The organism is Arthrobacter sp. D3-16, from assembly GCF_054408515.1.
Genome location: NZ_CP096437.1, coordinates 144,421 through 169,414, shown reverse-complemented (window position 1 = coordinate 169,414; position 24,994 = coordinate 144,421). Strand labels below are relative to the sequence as shown.

Here is a 24,994-nt window from a genome sequence, read left to right as displayed (position 1 = left end):
AAGATATGCCTGAAGCAACATATGCCCTCATCCGCTTCCAGGAAACCGGCGACAGCAAGGCCCGCGCCGGCCTTCTGATGGGTAACCGCGTCCTGCCGCTGGACGGGGACATCAACTCCCTGATCGAGCACTGGGACACCACCGAAGCCCAGCTGGACAGCCTCGCCGCCTCGGCCGGCGAGGACACCGGCCTGGCACTCGCCGACGTCGAGGTCCTCGCCCCGGTGGAACCGGCCCAGGTCCTGCAGACAGGCGCGAACTACCGCAAGCACGTCATCGACCTCGCCGCGGCCCACCGCGAACCGGGCGAGGACGAAGAGGAAGTGCGCGCCAAGACGGCGGCCATGATGGACAAGCGGGCGGGCCAGGGCACGCCATACTTCTTCATCGGGCTCCCGACGGCGATCGCGTCCGCCACGGACGACCTCACCCTTCCGTCCTACAGCAAGTCCCACGACTGGGAGCTGGAGCTGGCCGCAGTCATCGGCCGGACCGCATTCCGGGTCACCCCCGAGGAAGCCCTGGACTACGTCTTCGGCTACACCATGGTCAACGACATCACCACCCGTGAATACGTCTTCCGCAAGGACATGCCGGCCATCGGCTCGGACTGGTACCGCGCCAAGAACGCCCCCGGCTTCCTGCCCACCGGGCCGCTGCTGGTACCGGCGAAGTTCTTCGGTGACCCCCAGGACGTCCAGGTGACACTCAAGCTCAACGGCAAGGCCATGCAGGACGAGTCCACGCAGGACATGATCTTCGGCGTGGCCAAGCTCGTCAGTGAAGCCTCCCAGATCATGCCGCTGCGCCCCGGCGACCTGGTGCTCACCGGCAGTCCGGCAGGCAACGGCCAGCACTGGGGCCGGCTGCTGCAGGACGGCGACGTGATGGAAGGCACCATCACCGGGCTGGGCACCCAGCTCATCCACTGCAAGGACGAAGTCCAGTGACCACCCAGGACACAGCACCAACCACCGCCACCGGGGAATCAACCGATTCCCCGGTGATCCGGCGTGAAGACCCGCTCGGCAGCATCCGCGCCATGGCCGCGGCCCACAACAACTGGGGCCGCTGGGGCGACGACGACGTCCTGGGCACGCTGAACTTCATCGACGCCGGCAAGCGTGTCGAAGCCGCGGCCCTGGTGAAGACCGGCGAGGCGTTCTCGCTCTCCCAGCCGTTCGACACCAACGGCCCCCAAAAGGGCTGGCGGCGCCGCACCAACCCCGTCCACACCATGACGGACACCGGGGTGGACGCCGAACGCGGCAACCAAGGCTTCCCGCACGGCTTTGGAGGGGCGGACGACGTGATCGCCATGCCGCTGCAGTGCTCCACGCAGTGGGACGGCCTGGGCCACATCTTCGATCAGGGCAAGGCCTGGAACGGCAGGGCCGCCGGTGACGTTGTCACCTCCGAGGGTGACCTGGTGACCGGGATCGAAACCGCAGCGGCAAAGATCGTCACCCGCGGCGTCCTGCTGGACGTCGGGCGTGCGCTCGGGCCGGAACTGGGGAGGAACGACGGCGAACTGCCGGACGGTTTCGCGATCACCCCTGAGCACCTGGAGCGGACCATCGAACTGCAGGGCCCAAGCTCGAAGGTGGGCCGGGGCGACATCGTCATCATCCGCACCGGGCAGTACACCAGGGTCCGCCGTGACGGCTGGGGCGACTACGCCGGCGGCTCTGCCCCCGGCTTGTCCTTCAGCACGGCGCCCTGGCTGCACCGCTCGGAAATCGCCGGGATCGCCACCGACACCTGGGGCTTCGAAGTCCGTCCCAACGAGTTCGACGCCGCCTTCCAGCCCCTGCACCAAATCGCCATCCCCAACCTCGGACTGTTCTTGGGCGAGATGTGGGACCCGGACGGCCTGGCGGAAGCGTGCGCAGCGGACGGCAGGTACGACTTCCTGCTGACCGCCGCCCCGCTGCCCATCACCGGCGCTGTGGGATCGCCCGTCAACCCGATCGCCGTCCGGTAGCTGCCGTCCGGTAGCTTCAGTTAAAACAGCAACAAAACCACGAGCAGTAACGCCGTCAATACAAAGGAGTCAGCGATGGCAGCAGTACAGAACGTCGGAATCGTCGGGGCCGGAGCCGCGGGACTGACCGCAGCCATCCTCCTGGCCGACGCCGGAATCCGGGTGGAAATCCTGGAGAAGGCGGAAGCACCGCAGACCCTGGGATCCGGCATCACCCTGCAGGGCAACGCCCTGCGGATTCTCCGCCAGCTCGGCGTCTGGGACCAGGTCGAGGCGAAGGGCTACGGGTTCAGCACCCTGGGCCTGCGCGCCCCGGACCCCGCCGGCACCGTCATCGCCGTCCTGGAGGACATCCGGACCGGCGGCGATGACCTCCCCGCCACGATGGGCATGTACCGCCCCGACCTCACCGCCATCCTCCGCGAACGGGCCGAGCAGGCAGGCGCCCGCATCAGCTACGGCAAGACGGTCACCGGCATAACGGACGACGGCGGGTCCGTCACCGTGAACACCGCCGACGGCGGCAGCGCCACCTATGACCTCCTCATCGGCGCCGATGGACTGCACTCTGCCGTCCGCAAGGCCATCGGCATCGAGGCTGAACCCCAGTCCACGGGCATGGGCATCTGGCGCGCCTTCGTGGAGCGCCCCGAAGAGGTGGTCCGGACGGACCTGACCTATGGCGGCCCCTGCTTCATCGCCGGCTACTGCCCCACCGGCCCGGACACCATCTACGCCTACCTGGTGGAGAAGGCACAGGAGCGCAAGCACGAGGACGGCCCCCGTGTTATGGCTGAACTCGCCGCGGCCTACGGCGGCCCCTGGAACGAGATCCGCGCGAACCTGGACCACAGTGCCCGCATCAACTACACCTGGTTCACCACCCACCTGGTGGACGGGCCCTGGAACCGCGGCCGCAGCGTCATCATCGGCGACGCCGCGCACAGCTGCCCGCCCACGATTGCGCAGGGTGCTGCCATGGCGATGGAGGATGCGGCTGTGCTGGCCGAGCTGCTCATCAGTGCCGACGACGTTACCGAGACCCTGTGGAAAGAGTTCACCGACCGCCGGCTGGACAGGGCAAAGGCAGTTGTCGACGCGTCCGTCCAGTTGGGCCAGTGGATGCTCGACGGCGTCCGGGATGCCAACGTGCCCGGCCTCATGCATTCAATCTCCAGCCTCGTTAAGGAACCGGCATGAGCACCCCCACCACCGAATCCCCCACCGTTGACGTCCACGCCCACGTCCTGCTTCCGGCCCTGCAGCAGCTCGTGGCCGAGGCGGACCCCGAGGGCTTCGGCGCCCAGCAGGCCCTGGAGGTGCGGCGCAACGGGCCCGAATCGATGGCCGCTTCGGGCCGGATGATCAAGGAGCGGTGGCCGCAGCTGACGGACCTGGACCGCCGACTCGCGGACATGGATGCCCAGGGTGTGGACGTGCAGCTGGTCTCGCCGTCGCCGTCGCACTTCTACTACTTCGCGGGTGAGGAGCTGTCCCTGAAGGTCGCGAAGCAGGCTAACCAGGCCGTGCGGGAGTTCGTGGACCGTGCCCCTGAGCGGCTCAACGGCCTGGGCCTGGTCCCGCTCCAGCACCCCGCCCTGATGGTGGAAGCCCTGGAACACGCTGTGCTGGAGTGCGGGCTGCTCGGCGTCGAAATCGGATCGTTCGCGGCCACCCCGAACGATCCGGAGCGCAGCTCCGTGGAACTCTCCGACCCCCGGCTGGAGCCGTTCTGGAGCCGCGCCGAAGAGCTGGGCGCCCTGGTGTTCCTGCACCCGTTCGGCTGCTCGCTGGATGAACGGCTGGACCGCTTCTACCTCGCCAACACGGTGTCCCAACCCGCGGAAAATGCCGTGGCGCTGTCCCACCTGATCTTCAGCGGGGTCCTGGACCGGCACCCTGAGTTGAAAGTGCTGGCGGCGCACGGCGGCGGCTACCTGCCCACGAAACTTGGCCGCTCCGACCACGCGTGGAAGGTCCGGCCTGAGGCACACGGCTGCGCCCAGCCGCCGTCGTCCTACCTGAAAAAGCTGTACTTCGATTCGCTGGTCCACAGTGCTGCCGAACTCCGGGCGCTCGTCGCAGCTGCGGGTCCGGAGCAGGTGCTGCTCGGCTCGGACTACCCGTTCGACATGGGCTCCGACCTCCCGGTGGACGAGGTCGAGGCTGCCGGCCTGCCGTCCGACGGCGAGGCCCGGGTTTTGCGCGACAACGCACGCACCCTGGGCATCACGGCAGCGGCCGCCCTGACCTCCCGACCCACGGCTTAAGGAACATTCACATGGTCAAGATCGCACGCTGGAACCACGACGGCGGGACGCAATCCGGCTTCGTGGAGGGCGGAAACTGCTACGCGCTGACCGCCGGCGAGGGCGTCCAAACGCTGCTGGACGCCGGACTCGACGAAACCCTGGGCGTTGCCCGGGAAACCATAGCTTCCGCCCCTGCGGTTCCGCTGGCGGAGGTGCAACTGCTGGCCCCGCTGGTGCCCGCTACCATGCGGGACTTCGTGGCGTTCGAGGAACACGTTGAAGGCGTGCGGAAGAGCATCGATGGTGTGGCCGGCGTGGTGCCCGAGTGGTACGAGGCGCCCACCTTCTACTTCACCAACCCGCACACCGTGACCGGCACCGGCGAGGTGATCGGGATCCCCGCGGGCTGCGAGGACCTGGACTTCGAGACGGAAGTGGCCGCCGTCGTCGGGCGTGTTCCCGGCAGCGACGGCAGGAACCTGACCGCGGAGGAGGCTCACCGCCACATCTTCGGGTACACCATCCTCAACGATTGGTCCGCGCGCGACCTGCAGCGGCGGGAGATGAAGGTCAGTCTTGGGCCCTGCAAGGGCAAGGATTTCGCCAACACGCTGGGGCCTTGGATCGTGACGGCGGACGAGTTTGAGGACCGGCACGACGCCGAGGGGTTCCTGCCCATCTCCATGGCCGTTGAGGTTAATGGGCAGCCCATCGGGCAGGACCTGCTGTCCAACATGGGCTGGCCGTTCGCCGAGCTGGTGGCCTACGCCTCGCAGGACTCGGTGGTGCGGCCCGGGGACGTCCTGGGCTCCGGCACTTGCGGCAGCGGCTGCCTCGCCGAACTGTGGGGACGCAACGGCTCCAAGACTCCCCCGCCCCTCGCAACCGGCGACGTGGTGAGGATGACGGTGGAAGGAATCGGCACGATCGAGAACACGGTGGGCGCCCGGCGCGAGGCCGTAACCCGTGTGGCCGCCCGGCCGAGGCCCCGTAACCGGGTTGCCGCTGCGGCTCCTTCGGGCGTCTAGGACAGGTTCAGCCCTCTTCCGGGGCAACGGCTGCGGCAGGGGCCGCGGCGTCGGCGGCCAGGGCTTGGCGCCGGCGGTAAATCTGGACGGCGATGGCGGTGGGGATCACGGCCAAAGCGGTGACCCGCATCCAGGGCCGGTCCAGGGCATGGCCGGTGAGTGCATCCAGGGAGAAGGGACCTGAGCCGCCAATAGTGAACGCCGCTGCGGCTAAGCCCAGCACAGCCGGGTATTCCAGGCCTCCCTCAGTGGCGAAGAAGCCGTTCGGGGCGTGGACGCTGGCTGCGACGCCCATCGTGGTGGCAGCAGCGGCGCCGGCGGCCGGGGTGGCGAGCCCCAGGGCCAAGGCAAGCCCAGCTCCTGCTTCACCGACACCCGCGAGGACGGCACTGGGTTTTGCGGGGCGGAACCCCATGGCGTGCATGCCCTTGCTGGTGCCTTCAACGCCTCCCCCGCCGAACCAGCCGAAAAGTTTTTGGGATCCGTGTGCGATGAGTACCCCTCCGAGACCAACCCGGAACAGGGTCTGTGCGGCGGCGGCCGCCTCAGGGCTGGTGGTTACATTGCGCATAACAGTCCTCCTTGGGGTTCGCTGGGTCACTGCCCGGCTCGCTGTGGGCACGAGTCTACGGCTGCGGACCGTCCTGGTCACGGGGGAAATATCACCGGGGCACCGCCTCCGGCGGCTGGCACACGAGGCGTGATCTAGGTGGCACTTCCCGCGTTGATAGGCACCGGATGCGCAGTGACGGGAAAGAGTTCGTGGAGCCGGGCGCAGGAGCGCTGGACCACGGACCGCAGCCACACGCTGGCCGGGTCCTCCGCCTGGGACGGGTGCCAGTACATGGCCTCCACCAGGGAAGCTTCGGTTCCTTCCGAGAACTCCAGCACCACGATGTCCGCGCCCCGTTGGGCCCGGGCTGCCAGCATCCGCGGGACCATCGCCACCAGGTCCGTCCCTTCGACCAGGAGCGGCAGGGACAGGAATCCTGCCACCACGGCAGCTACGCGCCGCTGGATTCCCTGCGACTCGAACAGCTTGTCCGCCGGAGTGCTGATTCCTTCACCGAAATAGCCGACGGCGTGGGGAACCGCGGCCAGGTCCTCCAACGTCAGCCGGGGCTGCTGGAGCAGGGGGTTGCCGGCGTCGGCAATCCCCACGAAGCTGTCACGGAACACTTGCTTGCTGGCACCCTGCATCTGGTATCCGGTGGGCCCCACCAGCAGGTCGATCTTCGAGTAGTCGGCCATCTGGCCCTGGATTCCGGAACCGGCGGTGGGCACGAAGTCCACTGATACGCCCGGGGCCTCCTGCCCCAGAATGCCGCGCAGCGGACCCACGATCAGCGCCGCCGCATAATCCGAAGCGGCGATGACAAATTCCCGCTCGCTGGTAGCGGGGTCAAAACCGGACCGCACGCGTGTGGCCCGCTGGATGTGAAGCATGGCTTCATCAACCAGCGGGACCAGGGACTGCGCGAAGGGCGTGAGGTCATAGGTGCGGCCGTTCCGCACCAGGAGTTCGTCGTCGAAATGCCGCCGGAGCCGGGCCATGGCCGCACTGGTGGCCGGCTGGCTGAGCTGGAGCCGCTCGGCAGCCCGGGAGATGTTCCGCAGTTCCAGCAGGACCTGCAGGTGGGGCAGCAGGTTCAGGTCCAGGTTCTTCATACCCACAGGTTATCTATGCCCGCAGTGCGGCCTTTCCGTTGCCGGGCTTCTAGTGGCTGACGGGCACCATCCGGGGCCCCCGGACCAGGACAGCCAGCAGGGCCACCGCGCACGCGATTCCCAGTCCGCCCAGAGCCATGCCGAGGCTGCCGGTTGCCGCCGCGGCCGCGCCCAGGACGATGGGGGTCAGGAATTGGCCGATGAACAGTGTTCCGGTCCAGATGCCGGTGCCACGGCCGCGCTGCTGGAATTCGAGGCCGTTCACGGCCCAGGTCAGCAGGGTAGGCAGGAGCACACCGGTTCCCGCGCTGGCAACCACGGCCCCGGCGATGGCCAGCGGCACGCTCCCCGCGACGGAGACCAGGGAAAGTCCGACGGCGGCCAGCCCGAAGGCGAGCGCCAGCAGGTTCCGCGTGCCCAGCTTTGCCAGGAAGCGGAAGGAGATGGCCCCTGCCGCGGTGGCCAGGGACGCGATGGCCGCAGCGAGTCCAATGAGGGCGGCATCGCCCACGCCCAGTCCCGTGATGACGTAGGGCAGGTGGACGATGAGTGCATAAAAAACGATCCCGCCGAACAGCGTCACTGCGGCCGGGGCACCGATCTGCCGCCATGGCACCGGCGTCCTTTCCGCCGTCGTGCGCGGGCTCTTTGCCGGCTCCCACAGCTTGAAAACCATGGGGATGACGATCACCGCGCTGACCGCGTAGAGCCAGAAGGGCGTCCGCCAACTGATGCTGCCCAAGGCGCCGCCGAGGGCGAAGAACGCCGTGGCGGCGAGCGCGCTGATCATGGTCTGCAGGCCCAGGTACTTGTTCCGCTGTTCACCCGCGTAGTAGTCCGTGATGAGCGTGGTGCAGCAGGTCATGATGGCGGCTTCCGCAATTCCCACACCCACCCGGGACAACGCGATGGATTCGAGGGTAGTCAGCCACAGCGGCGCCGTCCCGAACGCAGCGTAGGCCAGCATGGCGAAGACCAGCAGCTGCTTGCGGCCCACCCGGTCCGCAACGTAGCCGGCGAGCGGCGAGAAAAGCGCCACGAACAGCGCGGGCAGCGTGAGGGTGAGCGGCACCAGGATGGCAACGCCGGGCGTGTCCGCGAATGCCTGGTTCAGGGTGGGCAGGATGGGCGCCAAAAGGACGGCGCCCAGCACGGGCATGCAGCTGCCGGCAACCAGGAGGGTGGCCTGCAGCCGTCCGGCCTTACGAATGCCCGAAGGGCCCGGCGCCTCAATCCTGGTCCCGGTACCCGTGAGCTGAGTATTCTCCATTGAATCTTCCTTAGCCTCTGATGGTCACGGAGGGTTTCGGCGCGGTTCTGGCGCCGAAAAGTGACTTCCCTCACTGTGACAACCGTTCGACTATCGGGGAATCATGGATTTGGGATAGCTGGTATCCACGGAACGGATGGCAGGACGAAGCTGCGCCCGTGCCGCATGCCTGCGGGGCCCGAATCTCCCAGCAGATCAGGCGCCCAGTTCTTCTGCCACCTTCCGGGCGCCGCGGACCGCAATCGCAACGCTCATCAGGGTGGGGTTCATCGCCGTCGCCGTGGGAATGAGCGCATTGCCGCCCACCACCAGGTTCTTGTAGCCCCACACCCGCGACCACGGATCCGCCACGGACGTGCCGTCGTCGATGGCGCCCATCCGCATGGTGCCCTGGTAGTGGAGGCTGGAACCGTTGGGCATGAGCCGCGGCTCGGCAACGAAGACGCCAAGGGCCTTCCCGGCACGGCGCAGCCGCTCCGTGGCCTGGGCGATCTCCACGTTTTCCCGCTCGGTGAGCTCGTACTGGATGGTCATGTTGGGGAATCCGCGGTAGTCCGGCTCGTTGTCGTCAAAGGTGACCGCGTCCTCGTAGCGGGGATGTTTGCGCATGCCGTAGCCCATGTTGACGTAACCCCACGGGTTCTGTGAGTAAGGGGTTCCGGGCTCCATCGGGAAGGGCGTGGTCTCGGAGTACATCACCTGGACGGAGAAAGGGTGCTCCGGCTCGGAGAAGGGGATGCGGTTGACCGCGGCGACGGGATCTGCCGGGTTCAGTGCGCGCCGGGAGAGTTCGGCGTCGAGGTCCTCCTCGGTGGCGAACCGGCCCATCTTGTCGGCATCCAGGGCCACCGTGGAGATGACCACCGGATGTTCGGTGAGGAAGTGGCCCAGGGCCTTCGGCCGGATCCCGGAGGCCCACAGGAGCTGCGGGGACCGGAAAGCATCGGCGGCAACCACAACCATGTCCGCTGCCACAAATGACGTTTCCCCCGTCCGGAGATCCTGGACGGTGACCCCGGTGACCCGGTGCCGGTCCAGTTCCACCCGGCGGACCAGGGTGAGGTCACGGAGTTCGAACTGCTTCGAGAGCGGATTGTCCTCGTCTACGAGCGGGCCAAGGACGACGTCGGCACCCGCCCAGCGCACGGACCCGTCAGGCTGCGGATCTCCCGCCACCGGAAGGGTGCCTACCCCGTAGCCTTCCGGCAGTTCCGCACCGAACTCTTCATCAAGGAGGGACCGGATGGCCTCGCCGACTTTGGAATCGGCGAACGCGGCGCTGTGGATGTGCAGCAGCTGCTTGGCGTCCTCAATCAGCCCGTCCCATTCGTCGTCCCCGATGAAGGGGATCTTTTCGCTGAAGGCGGGCGACGGCGTCGCGCAGGTCCAGTGCGCACCCTGGCCGCCGACGTTGGTAGCCGCAGCCGCTGCCGGGAAGGATGCGGCGTGCGCAGAGCCGGCGCCCCCGAAGTCCAGCAGGTGGGTGCCCTGGCGTGCTGTGAACATGCCCTCGGTGACGGTTCCGGCCGGAATGCCGAGCGATTCCCGGTACGCGCCGGCCTGCGGTCCCTGGGACATTTCGCGGGCACGCGCCTTTTCGGCCGCATCCGGGATGTTGCGGACGCTCTCGCCCGGGACTTTGGTGAGCTGCGGCCCGGCTTCGAACATCACCACCCGGGCGTTCGGGACCTGCTCCACGAGCAGCCGGGCGTAGGTGGAGCCGATGGGCCCGCTGCCGACGATGGCAATGGTGGGGTTGGACATGATGTCTCCTTTGAAATCAGGCCGAAAGGGATTCGGAAGTTGAGGGGGCAGCGGGAACGGGTTCGTCGGAGAGGCGGCCTTGGGGAAGCAGGACAGCCGCGGCGATTCCCACCACATAGGCGGCCGCCAGTGCGATAAAGACCGGGGTGAAGACCGTGCTGTAGATCTGCGCCACACTGGCCTGGACGTCCGGCGCGGCCCCATGGACCAGCTGCGGAGTCAGGGTCGAAGCGTCGAGGCCTGCCGGCAGGAGGGACGCCACGCCGAAGCCGATGACTCCGCCGATGATCGCCGTCGCCACTGTTGATCCGACCTGGCGCACCAGATTGACGGTTGCGGTGATGGTGCCGGTCTGGCTTGCCGGGACGGCCCCCTGGACCACTGCGACGATCAGGCTCATGAATGCACCGGTGCCAATGCCCACCACACCCATCACCACCATGGGTACCCACAGCGGAAGCCCGGCAGGCAGCAGGGCCATCGCGAACAGCCCGGCGGCTCCCAGTGTGGTCCCCAGGATCGGGAAGATCCGGTACCGGCCGGTCCGGCTGGCCAGCCATCCGGTGAGCAGGTTGCTGATCAGCATGCCGAACACGGTGGCGATGGGAACGAGGCCGGACACGGTGGCCGTGGTCTGGTAGGCCATCTGGACGTACGTGGGGAGGTAGGCAGTGATGGAGAAGAGTCCGACGCCGATAATCGCCGAGAGCGCCGTGCCCGCCGCAATGGTCCGGTTGGCAAAGAAGTGAAGCGGCACGATGGGCTCGGGAGCGCGGCGCTCGATGAAGAAGAACGCCACGAAGCCCAGGATGCTGACCGCGAGCGCAACTGGCGTGGCAGGGCCTGCGCTGCGCTCTGCTGCCCAGGTGGCTGCGAGTACGAGGGCCACCAGCGAGGTAGTGAAAACTGCCGCCCCGGCAACGTCAAAGTGGCGGGGCGCCGGCCCCGGCTCCAGGTGCGGCACGGCAATCAGCGCAAGGGCCAGGGCCGCCACACCAACAGGGATGTTGATCCAGAAAACCCACTGCCAGCCCCAGTAGTCAGTGATGGCGCCGCCAAGCACCGGCCCCACCAGGATGGCGATGGGGAAGGCCGCGCCGATGATGGCCATGTAGTGGGGGCGTTCACGCTGGGTGGTGACGCGGGCAATGATGGTCTGGGACATCAGCTGCAGGCCGGCGGAGCTCATTCCCTGCAGGACGCGTGCGGCGATGAGCCATGCCATGTCCGTCGCAAAACCGCAGGCCAGGGAGGCGGCCAGGAACATCACCAGCGAACCGATGAAGATCCGGCGGGCGCCCAGGACATCACCGAGCTTGCCGAGTACCGGCAGCAGCACGGTGCTGGCGAGGGTGTATCCCACCACAACCCAGCTCATCAGCTTCAGCGCGCCGAGCTCACCGGCGATGGTGGCCAGCGAGGTGGATACCACTGTGTGGTCCAGGGCCCCGAGGAAGGAGACCGTGAGCAGGGAGATAACAAGGAGACGGAGTCTCAAAGGCGAAAGTGGCATAGTGATCTACCCGAACGATCGGGCCGTCGACGCGACGTGGTGTGCCTCCGGCGCACCATCACGCCGGAGAACGGGTCCGGCAGGAACCCCGGCGCCGTTTTCATGATACCCGACTTTAGTCATAAAACAACATAAGAATGTACGAATCAAACCTGGAAGAAAGGTGAAACTCTTAAGCATCGCGCAGCGCCCAGGCCAGGGCCATGTCCTGGAGCAGCCCGTCCAGGTCACCTTCCTGCTTGCCGGACAAGCAGGCGTCGAGAGCCCGGCGGAGCGCCAGGCGTGCTGACGATTCGTAACGCTCAGGTGCCCGCAACGCCCCGTCCTCCGTAAAGGTCTCCACCCGGGTCAGCCCGGCAGGCTGGTCCACGGTGACTTCAGTCCGCACCTCACCAAGGGCCAGCACGTGGAGCAGGCCTCCTCCATGAAGTCCGCCGAGGGGAATCCCCAAAACGGTGGCAGGGGCAGAACCGGCACCCTCCGGACCCAGCAATGCCATCCTGCCCTGCGGCGTGGAAATTCCCGCGCTCAGCGTCAGGGGCGCCCCGGCGAGGGACCGTGCCCAGCCGAAACCATCGAGAATGACGCCGTCAAGGCCGGCAACCGGACCGGCACATTCAACGGTGACCAGGCGGGCCGAGCTGCCTCCCCTTGCGCGCACCGCATCAGCCGCAACATCGGGACGCAGGCTGGGCCGCTCAACGACCACCGGAATGCCACCCGGCCACGGGTGGGAGGCAAAAGCATTCTGCTGGAGCATAGCCGGATCTGCAAGCACCACGGCCGAAGCTCCCCCGGCCCGGGCGGCCAGCATGCCCTGCCACCAATCCCCGCTTCCAGGCACCACCACCACAGCACCCCGCATATCCTCCGTGAGTGCAGCACTGCAGGGAAGCTCGGCAACAGCGGCCGTGTAGGCCGCCAACGCCGTGCAGACGCCCAATGCGCCATCCCGGCTCACTGCGGCACCCCTTCAAGGGCTTTGGCTGCCGCAGCATCGGCCAGCCCGATGGCAAAATGCGAGTCGGCCAGCAATTCGTCGTACTCCACGGGCGCATCACCTTTTAGGAGCGAGGCCAGCAGGCGCCACTCGGCCACATAGCCGTCTTCCTCATCGCGCGGGTACTCCGTCCACTGCCCGTCCGCACGGCGCACCCGGGTTGCAGCACTTCCGGCATGGACGAAGGCGGGCGGAAAGTCCACCTCGATGCGGTCATGGGTGGTAGTAATATTCATCCGCCAGAGGGCATCCGGCCCTTCAGGCAGCATAGTCAGTGCCAGCTGGACCAGGACTCCGCCGGCCCGGTAGCCCACGAGGTAACCGATGGGCGCAACGATCCTTGCGTAGGCAATCTCATCGATGCCGGGCGCGATGTCCCGCACGGCAGGAAGATCATGGACCGCGAGCCCGGTCAGCAGCTGCCGCAGGACATCTGCCGCCACCGCCGGGTTGCCAAGGTCGGGGCGCCCCCGGCGGGCAGCCTGCAGGGAACCACCCTCGGCCACGAGCCGGTGGTACCTGTCGTTGGGCGGGAGCGCCAGCGTCACGGAGATGGCCTGCACCCGGCCCTCCAAGGCGACAAGATGGTGCTTGGCGCGTCCCCACGCAGCATCGAACAAGTGGTTCGTTCCCACCAGCAGGAGGGTGCCCGGGGCCCGGCATGCAGAAATGACGTCATCGGCTTCCTGCCTGCTGGTGGCCAGCGGTTTCTCGCAGAAGACTGCTCGCTTGCCCGCCGCCACCGCGCCGAGGATCTGGCGGGCGTGTTCACCGGGCGGGCTGCAGACGGCCACCACATCCACCGCCGCATCAGCGAGGAGGTCCGCCTCCCCCTGCGACCAGCGTGCGCCAAGCCTTTCCGCCAGCACCCGGGCACGGCCGCTTCCGGCGTCGGCAACATGGACCACCTTGTACAGGTCCCCCAGGCGTCCAAGAACCGGCAGATGCAGGGCGGCAACGCCCGGCCCCGCTCCTAGTATCCCCACATTCCAAGGCATCGTTGCCTCCTCACTTTTGTCTCTATTATTCATAAGTAAGGACGGTTCTGGCTATAGTCGCGCTTAACCGCACCTTAGTCGGCCCATCTGTGTGAGAATTGTTGCCATGACCACAGACTCCACCCTCCGCTTTGGAGCACAGACGGATGAAGTGACGAGCCTGCTGCGGATCGTCAACCTGGTGCGAACGGGTGAGGCCACCACGCGGCCCGAAATCGGCAAGGTGACCGGGCTCGGCAGGGGCGTTGTCAGCCAACGCGTGGATCAGGCCATCTCCATGGGGTTCCTCGGCGAGGGCGATTACGGAGCCTCGTCCGGCGGCCGCGCACCCCGGACCCTCCGCTTTCGCGCCGAGCAGGGACACATCGTGATCTGCGCCCTTGGTGCGGCCCATATCAGGGTTGGCGTAGCGGCGCTCGACGGCGACATCCTGGAACACACGCACCGCACCTGGGACATCGCGCAGGGTCCGGAGAAAACCATCAATGCGGTCATGGCCCTCGTGGAGAAAGTGCTCGGGCAGCACCCCGACGTGCCGGTCTGGGGTGTTGTGGTGGGCCTTCCCGGACCAGTGGACTTCGCCTCGGGACAGCCCGTGGCACCGCCGATCATGCCCGGCTGGAACGGCTTCGACGTCCGCACCCCCTTTGAGGAACGGTTCAAGGCGCCCGTGTGGGTGGATAACGACTCCAACCTGCTTGCCCTTGGCGAACGTGCCCGTCGGCGCGACTCGTTCGCAGACCTCATCTACTGCAAGATCGGCTCGGGCATCGGAGCCGGCCTGCTGTCCAAAGGCAGGATCCACCGCGGCGCCAACGGCGCGGCAGGGGACATCGGCCATGTCCGGGTTTCCGACTCCGATGCCCAATGCCGCTGCGGCAAGACCGGATGCCTGGAAGCCGTTGCCGGCGGCTGGGCGCTGATCCGGGACGCGGAAGAGGCCATCAAGGAAGGCGTCAGCACATCCCTGGCCGCTCTGGCGAAGAAGGGAGGGCTTTCCCTCGAGGAGATCACCCTTGCAGCCCAGGCCGGGGATTCCCTGGCCATCACCCTCGTCCAAAAGTCGGCGCGCGTGGCGGGCGAGACCATTTCCGCCTTGGTGAATATGTTCAACCCCGGGGTCATTGTCATCGGCGGCGCCATGGGTTCGGCCGGCGAGGTATTCCTTGCCGAAGTGCGCCAACGCGTCTATGAACTGTCCCTGCCGCTGGCCACCCGCGACCTCACCATCACCCTCTCCGTTAACGATGAGCGCGAGCCGCTGCGCGGCGGAGCCGAGCTCGCCCGTGAGCAACTGTTCGACATCACCTTCCCGCGCTGGTTCGCGGACGGACGGCCGTCGCCGGAACGGGTTGCCCTTTCCGCCTAAGGTTCCACCGCGGCGGGACCCGGACCTCCTCAGGCCACGTCTCGGGACACGGTGGGGACCGGTACCCGGTCAAGCTCCAGACGGGCCTCCAGGTGAAATGGCAGGACCAGCGGAGAGCCGGGACGCGCCTGCAGGTAGGGCACCATCAGCCGGAAGTCGACGGTAACGGCATGTGGCCCGCGCGGGAGTTCGCGCAGGCCCGCCAGGACGAGCCTGTCCTGCACAAACCACCAGCCAGGCTCTGCCTCCAACGCATCGGGGCGCACGGCGCGGGACCCGAGCATCACTGCCAACTCCCTTGGCGCCAGCGGAACGCCGTCGACGTCAACGGACAGGCCGGCAACGCTGGACAGTGGCATCGAACGGATCCACGGCAGGCCAATACGGAGCTCAAAGCCCTCCTGAGCGGTGGTCAGCGCATCTTCGCGCAAAGCGGTTTCCAACATGACTTCCATCCTTTATCCTGAATCTGACATAAGTTCGTCACTAACAAGCATAAAGGGGAAGGCGCCCTATGGCTCCCGAAATTCCAAGCGGCTGGACGCTTTGCGCCAGCTCCTTCAACTGGACCCCGGACATCATCGCCGCCCGCCGGTCTGCCCAGGACATCGTCACCGGCATCGCTGACTCGGTGGTGAAGACAGTAGAGCTCGAACCCGGGCTGGTGTGGCGTTCCTTCCCCGCTCCGCAGAATTATGAGGTGGACGGACTGCGGGATGCCCTGGCGGCAAAGGGCGCATCTGTCAGCATCGTTGGGGCCAGCCTGGACGACTTCACGTCACCCACAGACCGCCGCTCGCTTCAGGAACGCCTGGATTTCCTGGTCCCCCAGATCCATGCCGCGCACCGGGTCGGAGCCCGCGGAGTCCGGCTCCCCATCGGGCAGGCCGGGGCGGAACTGCTTACGCGGCTCCAGCCTCTCCTGCACCAGCTCGACCTGGTGCTGTACGAGGAAATACAGGGGCAACAGGCCCCCGGAAGCCCCGCCGTCCAACCTGCACTGGAGGCGATCGCCGCGCTCGGTGATGACCACGTACGGGTGCTCGTGGACATCAGCATGCTGATGCCGGCCCTTCCGGTCACCTACCTCGAGGAGCTGCGGCAGGGCGGTGTTTCCCCGGACCTGCTGTCACGCCTGCAGAATGACTGGCGCGATCCCGCCACCCTCGACGCCGTCACCGCCCTGCTCCGTTCAGGGAACGTGCCTCCGAGGATCCACACCCTCTTTATGAACTTGCTGATCCGCTTTGGCCGCAGTGACGCCGCCGACCTGCAGGGCATCCTGCACCTGGTGGGCGCCTTCCACCTGAAGTTCTGGGACCTGGACGACGACGGCGGGCGGGTTTCGCAGCCGCTGCGGGACCTGGGCGGCCTCCTCCGCCGTAACGGCTTCAGCGGCACGCTCACCAGCGAGTGGGGCGGCCACGAGTGGCTGCAGGACGACCCCGCCGAAATGACGCGGCGGCATCTGGCGCTGGCGGAAGCAGCACTTACAGCGGGAGTGCCGGTGGCTGAGGGCGTCGGCGGCTGACACACAGAAAGGACCGGTCCTGGACTTCCAGGACCGGTCCTATTGCTTTGTACTTATTTGGTGCTGAAGGCGGCGTCGAAAGCTGCCGCGGAGGGCTCGTAGCCGGAGAGCCGGCGTACGAATGCGAGCGCTTCGGGGGCGCCGTCCAGGCGGTCCATGCCGGCGTCCTCCCACTCCACGGACAACGGGCCGCGGTAGCCGATGGAGTGCAGCATCCGGAACGCGTCTTCCCAGGGAACGTCACCGTGGCCGGTGGAGATGAAGTCCCAGCCGCGGCGCGGATCAGCCCATGCCAGGTGGGATGACAACCGCCCGTTGCGCCCATTGCTGAGCCGCTTCTTCGTGTCCTTGCAGTGCACGTGGTAAATCCGGTCCTTGAAATCCCAGAGGAACGCCACGGGGTCGATGTCCTGCCACACCATGTGGCTCGGGTCCCAGTTCAGCCCGAAGGCCTCGCGGTGCCCGATCGCCTCCAGCGCCCGCTGCGTGGTCCAGTAGTCGTACGCGATCTCGGACGGGTGCACCTCGTGGGCAAAGCGGACACCGACTTCGTCGAAGACATCGAGGATGGGGTTCCACCGGTCCGCGAAGTCCTGGTAGCCGGCGTCGACCATCTTCTCGGAGGCGGGCGGGAACATCGCCACGTACTTCCAGATGGACGAGCCCGTAAACCCTGTCACTGTCTTCACGCCGAGCTTGGCGGCGAGCCGCGCGGTGTTCTGCAGTTCCTCGGCGGCGCGGCGGCGCACTCCTTCAGGATCGCCGTCGCCCCACACAACGTCCGGGAGGATGCCGCGGTGCCGTTCGTCGATGGGGTCATCGCAGACGGCCTGGCCCTTGAGGTGGTTGGCGATGGTCCACACCTTGAGGCCGTGGCGTTCCAGGATGTCCAGCTTGCCCTGCACGTAGGCGTCGTCGTCCCAGCGCCAGGGATCCAGATGGTCACCCCAACACGCGATCTCCAACCCGTCGTAGCCCCACTCGCCGGCGAGCCGCGCCACCTCCTCGAACGGCAGGTCGGCCCACTGGCCGGTGAACAGAGTGATAGGTCGTGCCATGTATTTCCCCTCCTACGGGACCTGCGCCGGGACGTCAGCGGCAACGCGGGTCCAGGCTGAATCATTGTCGGAACTGCGTTCGACGGCGTCGAGCACCCGCTGCACCCTCAGCCCGTCAGCGAAGGTGGGCTCCGGGTCCGTGCCGGTCACAATGCCCTCCACGAGGTCCTTGACCTGGTGCGAGAAGCCGTGCTCGTAGCCAAGCAGGTGGCCGGCGGGCCACCACCCGGAAACGTAGGGGTGCTCCGCTTCGGTAACCAGGATCTTTCGGAAGCCCTGGCGGTCGCTGGGCACCGTGCGGTCGTAGAACTGGACAGTGTTGAGGTCCTCAAGGTCGAAGGCAAGGGCGCCCTTGTCGCCCGAGACCTCGATCTCCAGCGCATTCTTCCGTCCGGTGGCGAAGCGCGAAGCTTCAAACGACGCCAGCGCTCCCGATTCGAAGCGGCCGGTGAAGATGGCGATGTCGTCCACGGTCACCTGGCCCTTGCCCACGCCGGCAGTGCCGGAAAGCCCACTGCCGGAATCAAGCAGGGGGCGCTCCTTGACGATGGTGTCGATGGTGCCGGACACCTTCTCCAGGTTCAGCCCGGTGACGAACTGGGCCAGATCGATGGCATGGGCCCCGATGTCCCCCAGCGCGCCGGAGCCGGCGTGTTCCTTCTGCAGGCGCCAGGCCAGCGGCATGTCAGGATCAACGAGCCAGTCCTGCCGGTAGGAGGCACGCACCTGGTTGACCGTCCCCACAGCACCTTCAGCAATCAGGTTGCGCAGGAAAGTGACAGCCGGGACGCGGCGGTAGGTAAACCCCACCATTGCCCGGATGCCCTTTGCGGCCGCCCGCTCCGCCGCTTCGGCCATCGCCTCGGCTTCGGCCACCGTGTTGGCCAGCGGCTTCTCGCAGAGCACGTGCTTCCCGGCTTCCAGCGCCGCGAGCGCAATCTCCGCGTGGGAGTCGCCGGGGGTGACTATGTCGACGACGTCGATATCGTCCCGGGCGATCACCTCGCGCCAGTCCGTGGCTGACTCAGCCCAGCCCCACTTGTGCGCGGCCGCGGCCACCGCTTCAGCGTTCCGGCCTACAACAACCGCCATTTCCGGCTCCGCCGGCAGGTCGAACACCCGCGGGGCCGTGCGCCAGCCCTGGGAGTGGGCGGCACCCATAAAGCCGTAACCGATCATGGCCACGCGCAGGGTGTTCATGCCAGGACTACCTTGCGCTCAACCGCCACCCGGTTTCCCACGTAGCGCATGGGCGCGATCTGCATGTAGAGCAGGCGGAGGGTAAGGATGACTTCGACATCGATCTCCTCGCCGGCGTCGGGGATGCGGTTCAGCGGAATGATCACCTCGGGCTTGTCAGCGACGAACCACAGGGTTTCCCACTGCTCGGGCAGCTCCGCGATGGAGTAGGACCTCCCCTGCAGTTCGAAGCGGAGGGATTCCTTGGGGATCTCCACGCCGTTGACGGTGGCGGCGACGTCGTCCACGGCCGAGAGCCAGAGGCTGCGGTACCAGGGCAGTTGCACGGACACCGAAATGCCTTCGGGGTGCCTGCGGACATCGGCGTCCTGGAACAGGGAGTTGTGGGTTGCCATGGCTTTCCTTACTTCGCAGTCTCGACGAGGGTCGGGTTGGAAACAGTTGCATCAACGGATGCTTCGATGGCGCGGCGCATCAGCGTGTGCTGCTTCTTCACCAGGTCGATGGGGTCCGATTCGCCCAGGTCGGCGAAGGCGTGGCCTTCCCATTCGCTGGAGAGGAATCCTTTGTAGCCGCCCTTGACGAACTGGCGCACGATACGCGGGATGTCCATGGCGGGCTCGTTGCCGTTCTCGTCGATGTCGTAGAACTTTGCGTGCACGTGGAACATCTGCGGCATGATGTCCAGCCATTCCTCCGGCGGCACCAGCCCGTGCATGTTGAACGCCAGCCGGGTGAAGGGCCCCAACCGGGCGGGATCGAAGTTGTTTTCGCGCAGGTAGTCCTCGAACTCCTGGTTCCGCTCCTGCATGGGCAGGGGCTTGCGCCAGATGTCCTGCATGACCGCAAAGTGCTCCTCGGGCAGGCCCATCTGGGTCAGGGTACGGAACAGCGTGGGCGACAGGCTGTGCATGGTGGAACTGAAGTCTGCCGTGAAGCCCAGCCGGTCGCTGCCGAGCTCCTCATACATCTCGCGGATCTGCAGGATTTTGGGATCGTTCGGGCCCTGGGGCGCGTGGATCTCGTAGCCGAGCTTCTGGTCGTACTTCTCGGCCAGCGGAAGCAGCCGGCGGAGCAGTTCCTTGCCGGCGGATCGGATGACGATCTTGTTGAAGCCCAGCGTGTTGGCGGTCTTGAGCTGCCTGGCGAAGAAGTCGTACTCCTCGTCTGGCGTCATGTCCCGGTCCTTGCGGCGGCCCATGTCCAGGTTGGTCCCCACGGCGCTGGGGGTCAGGCCGTAGCGGTCCATGCTGTCCCGCCACAAGCGGACAAAGTCCTCGTCCACATCGGGGTAGGTGCGCAGCATCTGGGCGATGTTGAACTCGACGCCGGGGCCCAGGCCTTCATCGGCGACGGCCTTGATGAGCGTCTCCGGCGTGTAGAGCCCGGCGGCGAACTCGGAGGTGAGTGAATAGAGGGTGATGCCAAGCTCGATGCCCGAGCCTGCGATGCCTTCTGACATGTTGTGTTCCTTCTGTTTCAGCCGCGGACGGGCTGGGCGAGGTGGCTGCTGAGGATGCGGCGCGCTTCTGAGGCGTCGGTGATCATGGCCGAGCCGGCGTCAGCCGCGGCAGAGCGCTGGACGGCCTGCTCGCCGCGGATGATGTCGAACGGGTCCTGCCAGTTGTTCCAGTGCCAGCCTTCGTATTCGCTGGAGATGGCGCCCGTGTAGCCGTTTTCCACGAGCTGGCGGACCAGGCCACGCACCGGAACCGAGGGCTCTTCACCGTTTTCGTCGATGCCGAAGAACTTGCCGTGCACGTGGCGGACCCACGGCATGATTTCCAGCCAGGTGTCCAGCGGTGCGGGACCGAACAGTCCCGTTCCGTTGATTCCGAAGTCGATGCCGAGGTCCGGCCGGCCGTTGCGGGCCGCCAGGCCAATGAAGGCACCGAAGCGCTCACCGTGGACCTTCTGCGTGTTGGGCGGACCTTCCGCGTAGAAGCCATTCCACAGCTCAACCACCTGCCGGAGCAGGTCCTCGGATGCACCACGGCGGCGGTAGGCCTCCAGGAGGGAGGGGGCAAAGCCGGTGACGGTGGCGCCCCAGTCGGCGGTGAACCCCAGCAGTGGGGAATCAAGCTTTTCGTAACGGTCACGGAGGGCAAGGACGCGCTCGTGCGCGCCGTGCTGGTCAGCATGGACTTCGAGGGCCAGGGTGACGCCGTACTTCTCGGCTACCGGCAGCAGGCTTTCCATGGCGTCGGGTGTCAGCGAGATCTGTACCCGGGCGATTGGGAAGCCGAGCCGGGCAGCCACCTCGATCTGCGTACGCATGTATTCGACCAGCTCGTCGTGGTTCATGAGCCGGTCCCGGCGGATCCCGGTGTCAACGTTGACCGCGAGGGACGTGGGGACCAGGTCCACCTCAGCAACCAGGTCGCGGAACTGGCCCACGAAAGCGTCGTCAATGCGGTCCGGGAAGCCCCGGAGGCTGGAGAATCCAATGAGCTCAAGCCCCGGACCAAAACCCTCGGCCGCTACCTTGCGGATCAGGCCATCGAGGTCGTACTGCCGGGCGTGGAAGGCGCGGGTGAAGCTGTAAAGGGTGACGCCCTGGATCGGCGTGCCGAGGCTGGTCATCGCTGTGCCACCTTCATGGTCTTGGTGTCGTGCTCTTCGATATGCAGCACGCCGTGGTCGGTGATGATGTACGGGATGTAGAGCTTCAGGTCCACGCGGACCTCGTGTTCTGCATCGGCATCCCGGACGGGAAGGTCGCCGGAGAGGATGGCCGAATCCAGCGGATACCACCACTCGCCGGTCTCGTCCACGAGTTCTTCAAAGCTGAACGTCCGGTTGTTCATGGTCCAGCGCAGGCTGTCCTCGGGGGCGGCAACGCCGTCAACCGTCAGTGCTGCACCTGCGATGCACGAGCCCGGAAGGGCGCGGTACCAGGGGATTCGGACTTCGACGGCGGTGCGGCCGTCCTGGGTACTGAGTGTTCCCTGCTCGATTATGCGGTCGGCGATCATCGAGACCTCCTTGTCTGTGGCATGCCTTGCCGGTGAATGAAATGCCTGTGTTTGAACGTAAGTGCGGCATCACACCACTTTTTCATTATTTCATCATTCTATTGTTTGATTCAGACATAAGTAAAGCGGTTCCCAGTTCTTCCGCTATTTTCCGCGCCCCTCGTACTGCGAGCGCCACCGCTGTCAGCGTCGGATTGCACGCGGTAGCGGTGGGGATGACGCCGTTGCCGGCGACGAAGAGGCCGGGGACCTGCCAGACCTGGCTGTCGGGAGAACAAACACTTTCGCCGTCATCCGTTTCGCCCATCCGCGTAGTGCCCTGGTAATGCAGGGACGCTCCGGGGGGCATCACGAACGGACGCTCGTCGAGCGGTTCGCCCACCGCCTTGCCCAGGCGGACGATTTCCTGCTTCGCACGCTCCACCACCTCGTGGTCCCGCTCGGTAAGGCGGTAGTGGATGCGCATGGCGGGCATTCCGTAGGCGTCGCGCGCGTCGTCGTCGAACGCCACCCGGTCCTCCCGTTGCAGGTCCTTCGCGCAGAACAGGCCCAGCCCCACAATCGATCCAGGAACAATGGGATCATCATCGGCCAGCGGGACCGGGGACGCATCCAGCTGCATGATCTGCCCGTGGAACGGTGCCTCGTTCGTGTAGGGAACCCATGCCACGCCGCTCTGCTCGCTCAGGGCACCGTCAGCGGCCCGCGTCACGTGTTCGGCGGAGACGCCGCGCAGCCTGCTTGCGAACACCACCTGCGCCTGGTCGTTGAGGTAACGGCCCAAAGCTTCTGGCCTGATGCCGGAAGCCCACAGCAGCTGCGGCGTGCGGAGCGCGTCACCTCCCACCACGACATAGCGGGCGGCCACATGATGGGTTACACCGCTGCGGCGGTCCTGGACTTCGATGCCGGAGGCAATGCCGTCCTCCACCAGCACACGGGTCACCAGTGACTCGTCAAAGAGGTCAAACTGTGGGTTTTCCCGGGTCACGTCCCCCATCACGACGTCGGAGCCTGACCAGACGAGGCCGCCGTCCTCCCGCCGGTGGACAGCAAGGGGCATGGGCTGGACGCGGAATGCAGGGTCGCGGTCCTCGTCCAGGACGGCCGACAGGCGGTTGATGACGAGGTCCGAGAACGGTGCGTCGTCGAAGGCGTGGGTGGTGACGCCCAACAGGCGGTCGGCGTCGTCAAGAAGCTGTTCCAGGTCCGGCAGGAACGGAATGCGCTCCTTGCCTCCGGGACGAGGACAGGCGGCGGTCCAATGCGCTGCCATGCCTCCCACGTTGCTGGACATGGCCGCGACGGGCATGCCGTCCTCCCCGGGGAAGGCGTAACCATCCGGCAGGAGGTACGTGCCTGCCCTGGCCCGGCGCTCCCCGCTCTTGGCTGCGCCGGGGGAGGTGATCGTTTCGGCTCCTGCTCCCGGCCCCTCGGAAGCGCGCTGGGCTATGCTGCGGCGGTCAGGATCCGCGATGTTTTTGACGTGCGCCCCGGGGGGACTGCTGACGGTGGGGCCCACTTCGAACATGGCGATGGTGGTGCCGGGGGCTTCCTCGCTGAGGATCCGCGCATACGCCGATGCTGTAGGCCCGCTGCCGACGATGGCGACGTCGACGCGTGCGGGGTAGCGGTTATCGCCCATGGCCCGCCACCAGTTCCTGGATGCGCCGGACGGACTTTGCCGAGTCAATGGTCGGGTAGTACTCCAGCCCGATCGGGCCTGTGTAGCCGCTGTTCTGGAGGTCCGCGATCCGGGCAGGCCAGTCGATGGAACCCGACCCGGGCTCCCCCCGCCCCGGAGCATCGGCGATCTGCACGTACTTGATGAGGTTCCCGGCGTTGGCCAGTTCGGCAACCACGTCCTCGCCCTCGACGGTGGAGTGGTAGAGGTCGTAGAGGACACCGAAGTTTGGCGAGTTGACCCCCTTGGCGACGTAGACAGCTTCCGAGGTCCGGTCCAGGAGGGCTCCGGGGTGGTCAACACGGATGTTCACCGGCTCGAGGACCAGGGTGATGCCCGAACCCTCGATGTGCGCAACGCCCCGGGTGAAGATTTCGATCAGTTCGTCCAGCTGGTCCTGCCGCTTGCGGCCGCCAAAGCCGGTGCCGCTGCCCACCACGATCCGTGGGCAGCCGAGCTGCTGTGCCACCTCAACGCCGGCTTCGAGGCCGGTGTAGAAGGGTGCGTGGTCCTTGGGCGGGATCATGAACTGCATGCGGGGTTCGGCCAGTTGGGCGGTGAGCTGGACTCCGGTTTCCTCAAGGGCTTCCTTGAGGGCGGGAATGTCCTTGCCGGTGGGGCCCCACATTTCCACGGCATCGAACCCGGCGGCGGCTGCTGCGCGGACCCGGTCTGCGGCACTGTCGCCTGCTTCTGAGAACAGGAGGTCGATATTGGGCGCAAGTTGGTACATGGATTTCTCCTGGAAAGTTGGATGGTTGAGCTGGATTCTGGGGCGTCAGGGCCCGGATTCACCGGTTTTTGGGTGGGAAAGGCCGCCGCGAAGCATTCGAAACGCTCCGCGGTGGTCAACGGTTGCAGGTCAGCCCTTCAGGCCGCCGGAGAATCCCTGGATGAAGCGCTTCTGCGCGAACAGGAACAGGGCAAGGATGGGGATCATGGACACGATGACAATGGCGAAGATCGAGTTCCACTGGGAGACCAGGGAGCCGATGTAGTAGTACATGGCCACCGGCAGCGTCTGGTTGGCGGAGCCGCCCAGGAAGATCAGTGACGTGAAGAAGTCGTTCCACACGATGAGCCCCGCGAAAATGGTGACCGTTCCTGTGGCGGGAGCCATCATGGGGAACACCACCTTGGAAAATATCTGGGATTTGCTGGCGCCATCGATGGTGGCCGCTTCTTCGTAGTCGGTGCCGAGGCCGCGGAAGAAGTTTGCGTAGAGGAAGATCGACAGGGGCAGGAGCATGCCGGTGTAGAGAACGATCAGGCCCCATGCGGATCCGGTCAGGCCCATGGCGCGGGCACCCATGTAGAGAGGCACGGCGCCTAGCTGGCCCGGAAGGATGATGGCTACCAGGAAGAGGTAATACGCGCCCTTGCTCCAGCGACGCGTGCTCCGTGAAATGACATAGCCGGTGATGGAGCCGAGTGCGATGAGTCCCACAATGCTGCCGGCGGTGATGATGAGGCTGTTGACCAGGCCCATCACCACGTTGGAGTTGCCCGTGGCGGTCAGGACGTCCACAAAGTTGCTGAAGTCAGGGCTTGTTGGCGGAGCCAGGGCCGAGGTAGTGAACAACTCCGTGTCCGGCTTCAGGGCAGTCGTCACCAGGAAGTAGAACGGTGTGAGGAACAGCAGGGCGAGGGCCCACAGGCCGACTTCGCGGAGAACGGTGAGTTTGGTGTAGCGGAACATG

24 protein-coding genes are annotated in these 24,994 nt (G+C 66.4%); 7 read left to right on the top strand and 17 right to left on the bottom strand.

Annotated elements, in window-relative coordinates; translation table 11 throughout:
• Positions 1-5: 5 nt before the first annotated feature.
• The 5 genes from M1D32_RS00830 (at position 6) to M1D32_RS00810 (ending at position 5,264) form a co-directional block, all read left to right on the top strand.
• Positions 6-950, top strand: coding sequence for a fumarylacetoacetate hydrolase family protein (locus M1D32_RS00830; RefSeq protein WP_458780485.1), 945 nt, complete (start codon positions 6-8; stop codon positions 948-950).
• Positions 947-1,984 (top strand): cyclase family protein, encoded by a 1,038-nt coding sequence (locus tag M1D32_RS00825; RefSeq protein WP_458780484.1) that lies wholly within the window; start codon positions 947-949, stop codon positions 1,982-1,984. The genes M1D32_RS00830 and M1D32_RS00825 overlap by 4 nt, the downstream gene beginning before the upstream one ends.
• A 75-nt stretch (positions 1,985-2,059) precedes the next feature.
• Entirely contained in the window at positions 2,060-3,184 is a 1,125-nt protein-coding gene (locus M1D32_RS00820; protein WP_458780483.1) for an FAD-dependent oxidoreductase, read from the top strand.
• Entirely contained in the window at positions 3,181-4,254 is a 1,074-nt protein-coding gene (locus M1D32_RS00815) for an amidohydrolase family protein (RefSeq protein ID WP_458780482.1), read from the top strand. The genes M1D32_RS00820 and M1D32_RS00815 overlap by 4 nt, the downstream gene beginning before the upstream one ends.
• An 11-nt stretch (positions 4,255-4,265) precedes the next feature.
• Positions 4,266-5,264, top strand: coding sequence for a fumarylacetoacetate hydrolase family protein (locus M1D32_RS00810; RefSeq protein ID WP_458780481.1), 999 nt, complete (start codon positions 4,266-4,268; stop codon positions 5,262-5,264).
• A 7-nt stretch (positions 5,265-5,271) separates the two neighbouring features.
• Here the strand turns inward: M1D32_RS00810 and M1D32_RS00805 are convergent, their stop codons facing one another.
• From M1D32_RS00805 to M1D32_RS00775, 7 genes are all read right to left on the bottom strand, one after another.
• Entirely contained in the window at positions 5,272-5,835 is a 564-nt protein-coding gene (locus M1D32_RS00805) for a DoxX family protein (RefSeq protein ID WP_458780480.1), read from the bottom strand.
• A gap of 134 nt (positions 5,836-5,969) precedes the next feature.
• A complete protein-coding gene (locus tag M1D32_RS00800; protein WP_458780479.1) occupies positions 5,970-6,932 on the bottom strand; it encodes a LysR family transcriptional regulator in 963 nt (320 codons plus the stop codon).
• A gap of 49 nt (positions 6,933-6,981) precedes the next feature.
• Positions 6,982-8,202, bottom strand: coding sequence for an MFS transporter (locus M1D32_RS00795; RefSeq protein WP_458780478.1), 1,221 nt, complete (start codon positions 8,200-8,202; stop codon positions 6,982-6,984).
• A gap of 195 nt (positions 8,203-8,397) precedes the next feature.
• A complete protein-coding gene (locus M1D32_RS00790; protein ID WP_458780477.1) occupies positions 8,398-9,966 on the bottom strand; it encodes a GMC oxidoreductase in 1,569 nt (522 codons plus the stop codon).
• Between the two features lie 16 nt (positions 9,967-9,982).
• Positions 9,983-11,464: an MFS transporter gene (locus M1D32_RS00785; RefSeq protein ID WP_458780476.1), complete on the bottom strand. Its 1,482-nt coding sequence runs from the start codon at positions 11,462-11,464 to the stop codon at positions 9,983-9,985.
• Between the two features lie 187 nt (positions 11,465-11,651).
• Positions 11,652-12,440, bottom strand: coding sequence for a hypothetical protein (locus M1D32_RS00780; RefSeq protein WP_458780475.1), 789 nt, complete (start codon positions 12,438-12,440; stop codon positions 11,652-11,654).
• The gene (locus M1D32_RS00775; RefSeq protein WP_458780474.1) at positions 12,437-13,477 is read right to left on the bottom strand and encodes a Gfo/Idh/MocA family protein; all 1,041 of its coding nucleotides are present in this window, start codon (positions 13,475-13,477) and stop codon (positions 12,437-12,439) included. The genes M1D32_RS00780 and M1D32_RS00775 overlap by 4 nt, the downstream gene beginning before the upstream one ends.
• Before the next feature lie 106 nt (positions 13,478-13,583).
• Between M1D32_RS00775 and M1D32_RS00770 the strand changes: the two genes are divergently transcribed.
• The gene (locus M1D32_RS00770; RefSeq protein WP_458780473.1) at positions 13,584-14,846 is read left to right on the top strand and encodes an ROK family protein; all 1,263 of its coding nucleotides are present in this window, start codon (positions 13,584-13,586) and stop codon (positions 14,844-14,846) included.
• A 29-nt stretch (positions 14,847-14,875) separates the two neighbouring features.
• Here the strand turns inward: M1D32_RS00770 and M1D32_RS00765 are convergent, their stop codons facing one another.
• Positions 14,876-15,292 (bottom strand): C-glycoside deglycosidase beta subunit domain-containing protein, encoded by a 417-nt coding sequence (locus M1D32_RS00765; protein ID WP_458780472.1) that lies wholly within the window; start codon positions 15,290-15,292, stop codon positions 14,876-14,878.
• A gap of 68 nt (positions 15,293-15,360) precedes the next feature.
• Here M1D32_RS00765 and M1D32_RS00760 point away from each other — a divergent pair, with 68 nt between their 5' ends.
• The gene (locus M1D32_RS00760) at positions 15,361-16,377 is read left to right on the top strand and encodes an apurinic/apyrimidinic endonuclease family protein (RefSeq protein WP_458780471.1); all 1,017 of its coding nucleotides are present in this window, start codon (positions 15,361-15,363) and stop codon (positions 16,375-16,377) included.
• Positions 16,378-16,430: 53 nt separating this feature from the next.
• On the opposite strand, the gene M1D32_RS00755 is transcribed toward M1D32_RS00760, so the two are convergent.
• The 9 genes from M1D32_RS00755 to M1D32_RS00715 all read right to left on the bottom strand — a co-directional run bounded on the left by M1D32_RS00755 (position 16,431) and on the right by M1D32_RS00715 (position 24,993).
• On the bottom strand, positions 16,431-17,435 hold the full coding sequence (locus M1D32_RS00755) for a sugar phosphate isomerase/epimerase family protein (RefSeq protein ID WP_458780470.1): 1,005 nt from the start codon (positions 17,433-17,435) through the stop codon (positions 16,431-16,433).
• A 12-nt stretch (positions 17,436-17,447) separates the two neighbouring features.
• Entirely contained in the window at positions 17,448-18,635 is a 1,188-nt protein-coding gene (locus M1D32_RS00750; RefSeq protein ID WP_458780469.1) for a Gfo/Idh/MocA family protein, read from the bottom strand.
• The gene (locus M1D32_RS00745) at positions 18,632-19,030 is read right to left on the bottom strand and encodes a C-glycoside deglycosidase beta subunit domain-containing protein (protein WP_458780468.1); all 399 of its coding nucleotides are present in this window, start codon (positions 19,028-19,030) and stop codon (positions 18,632-18,634) included. The genes M1D32_RS00750 and M1D32_RS00745 overlap by 4 nt, the downstream gene beginning before the upstream one ends.
• 8 nt (positions 19,031-19,038) lie before the next feature.
• On the bottom strand, positions 19,039-20,097 hold the full coding sequence (locus tag M1D32_RS00740; RefSeq protein WP_458780467.1) for a sugar phosphate isomerase/epimerase family protein: 1,059 nt from the start codon (positions 20,095-20,097) through the stop codon (positions 19,039-19,041).
• Between the two features lie 17 nt (positions 20,098-20,114).
• Positions 20,115-21,218, bottom strand: coding sequence for a sugar phosphate isomerase/epimerase family protein (locus M1D32_RS00735; protein WP_458780466.1), 1,104 nt, complete (start codon positions 21,216-21,218; stop codon positions 20,115-20,117).
• The gene (locus M1D32_RS00730; RefSeq protein ID WP_458780465.1) at positions 21,215-21,610 is read right to left on the bottom strand and encodes a C-glycoside deglycosidase beta subunit domain-containing protein; all 396 of its coding nucleotides are present in this window, start codon (positions 21,608-21,610) and stop codon (positions 21,215-21,217) included. The genes M1D32_RS00735 and M1D32_RS00730 overlap by 4 nt, the downstream gene beginning before the upstream one ends.
• Before the next feature lie 85 nt (positions 21,611-21,695).
• Positions 21,696-23,255 carry a GMC oxidoreductase gene (locus M1D32_RS00725; protein WP_458780464.1) on the bottom strand — a complete coding sequence of 520 codons (1,560 nt, stop codon included), beginning with the start codon at positions 23,253-23,255 and terminating at the stop codon, positions 21,696-21,698.
• Positions 23,245-24,027: a TIM barrel protein gene (locus M1D32_RS00720; protein WP_458780463.1), complete on the bottom strand. Its 783-nt coding sequence runs from the start codon at positions 24,025-24,027 to the stop codon at positions 23,245-23,247. Before M1D32_RS00720 ends, M1D32_RS00725 begins: the two co-directional genes overlap by 11 nt.
• Before the next feature lie 129 nt (positions 24,028-24,156).
• A complete protein-coding gene (locus M1D32_RS00715; protein ID WP_458780462.1) occupies positions 24,157-24,993 on the bottom strand; it encodes a carbohydrate ABC transporter permease in 837 nt (278 codons plus the stop codon).
• Position 24,994 lies beyond the last annotated feature (1 nt).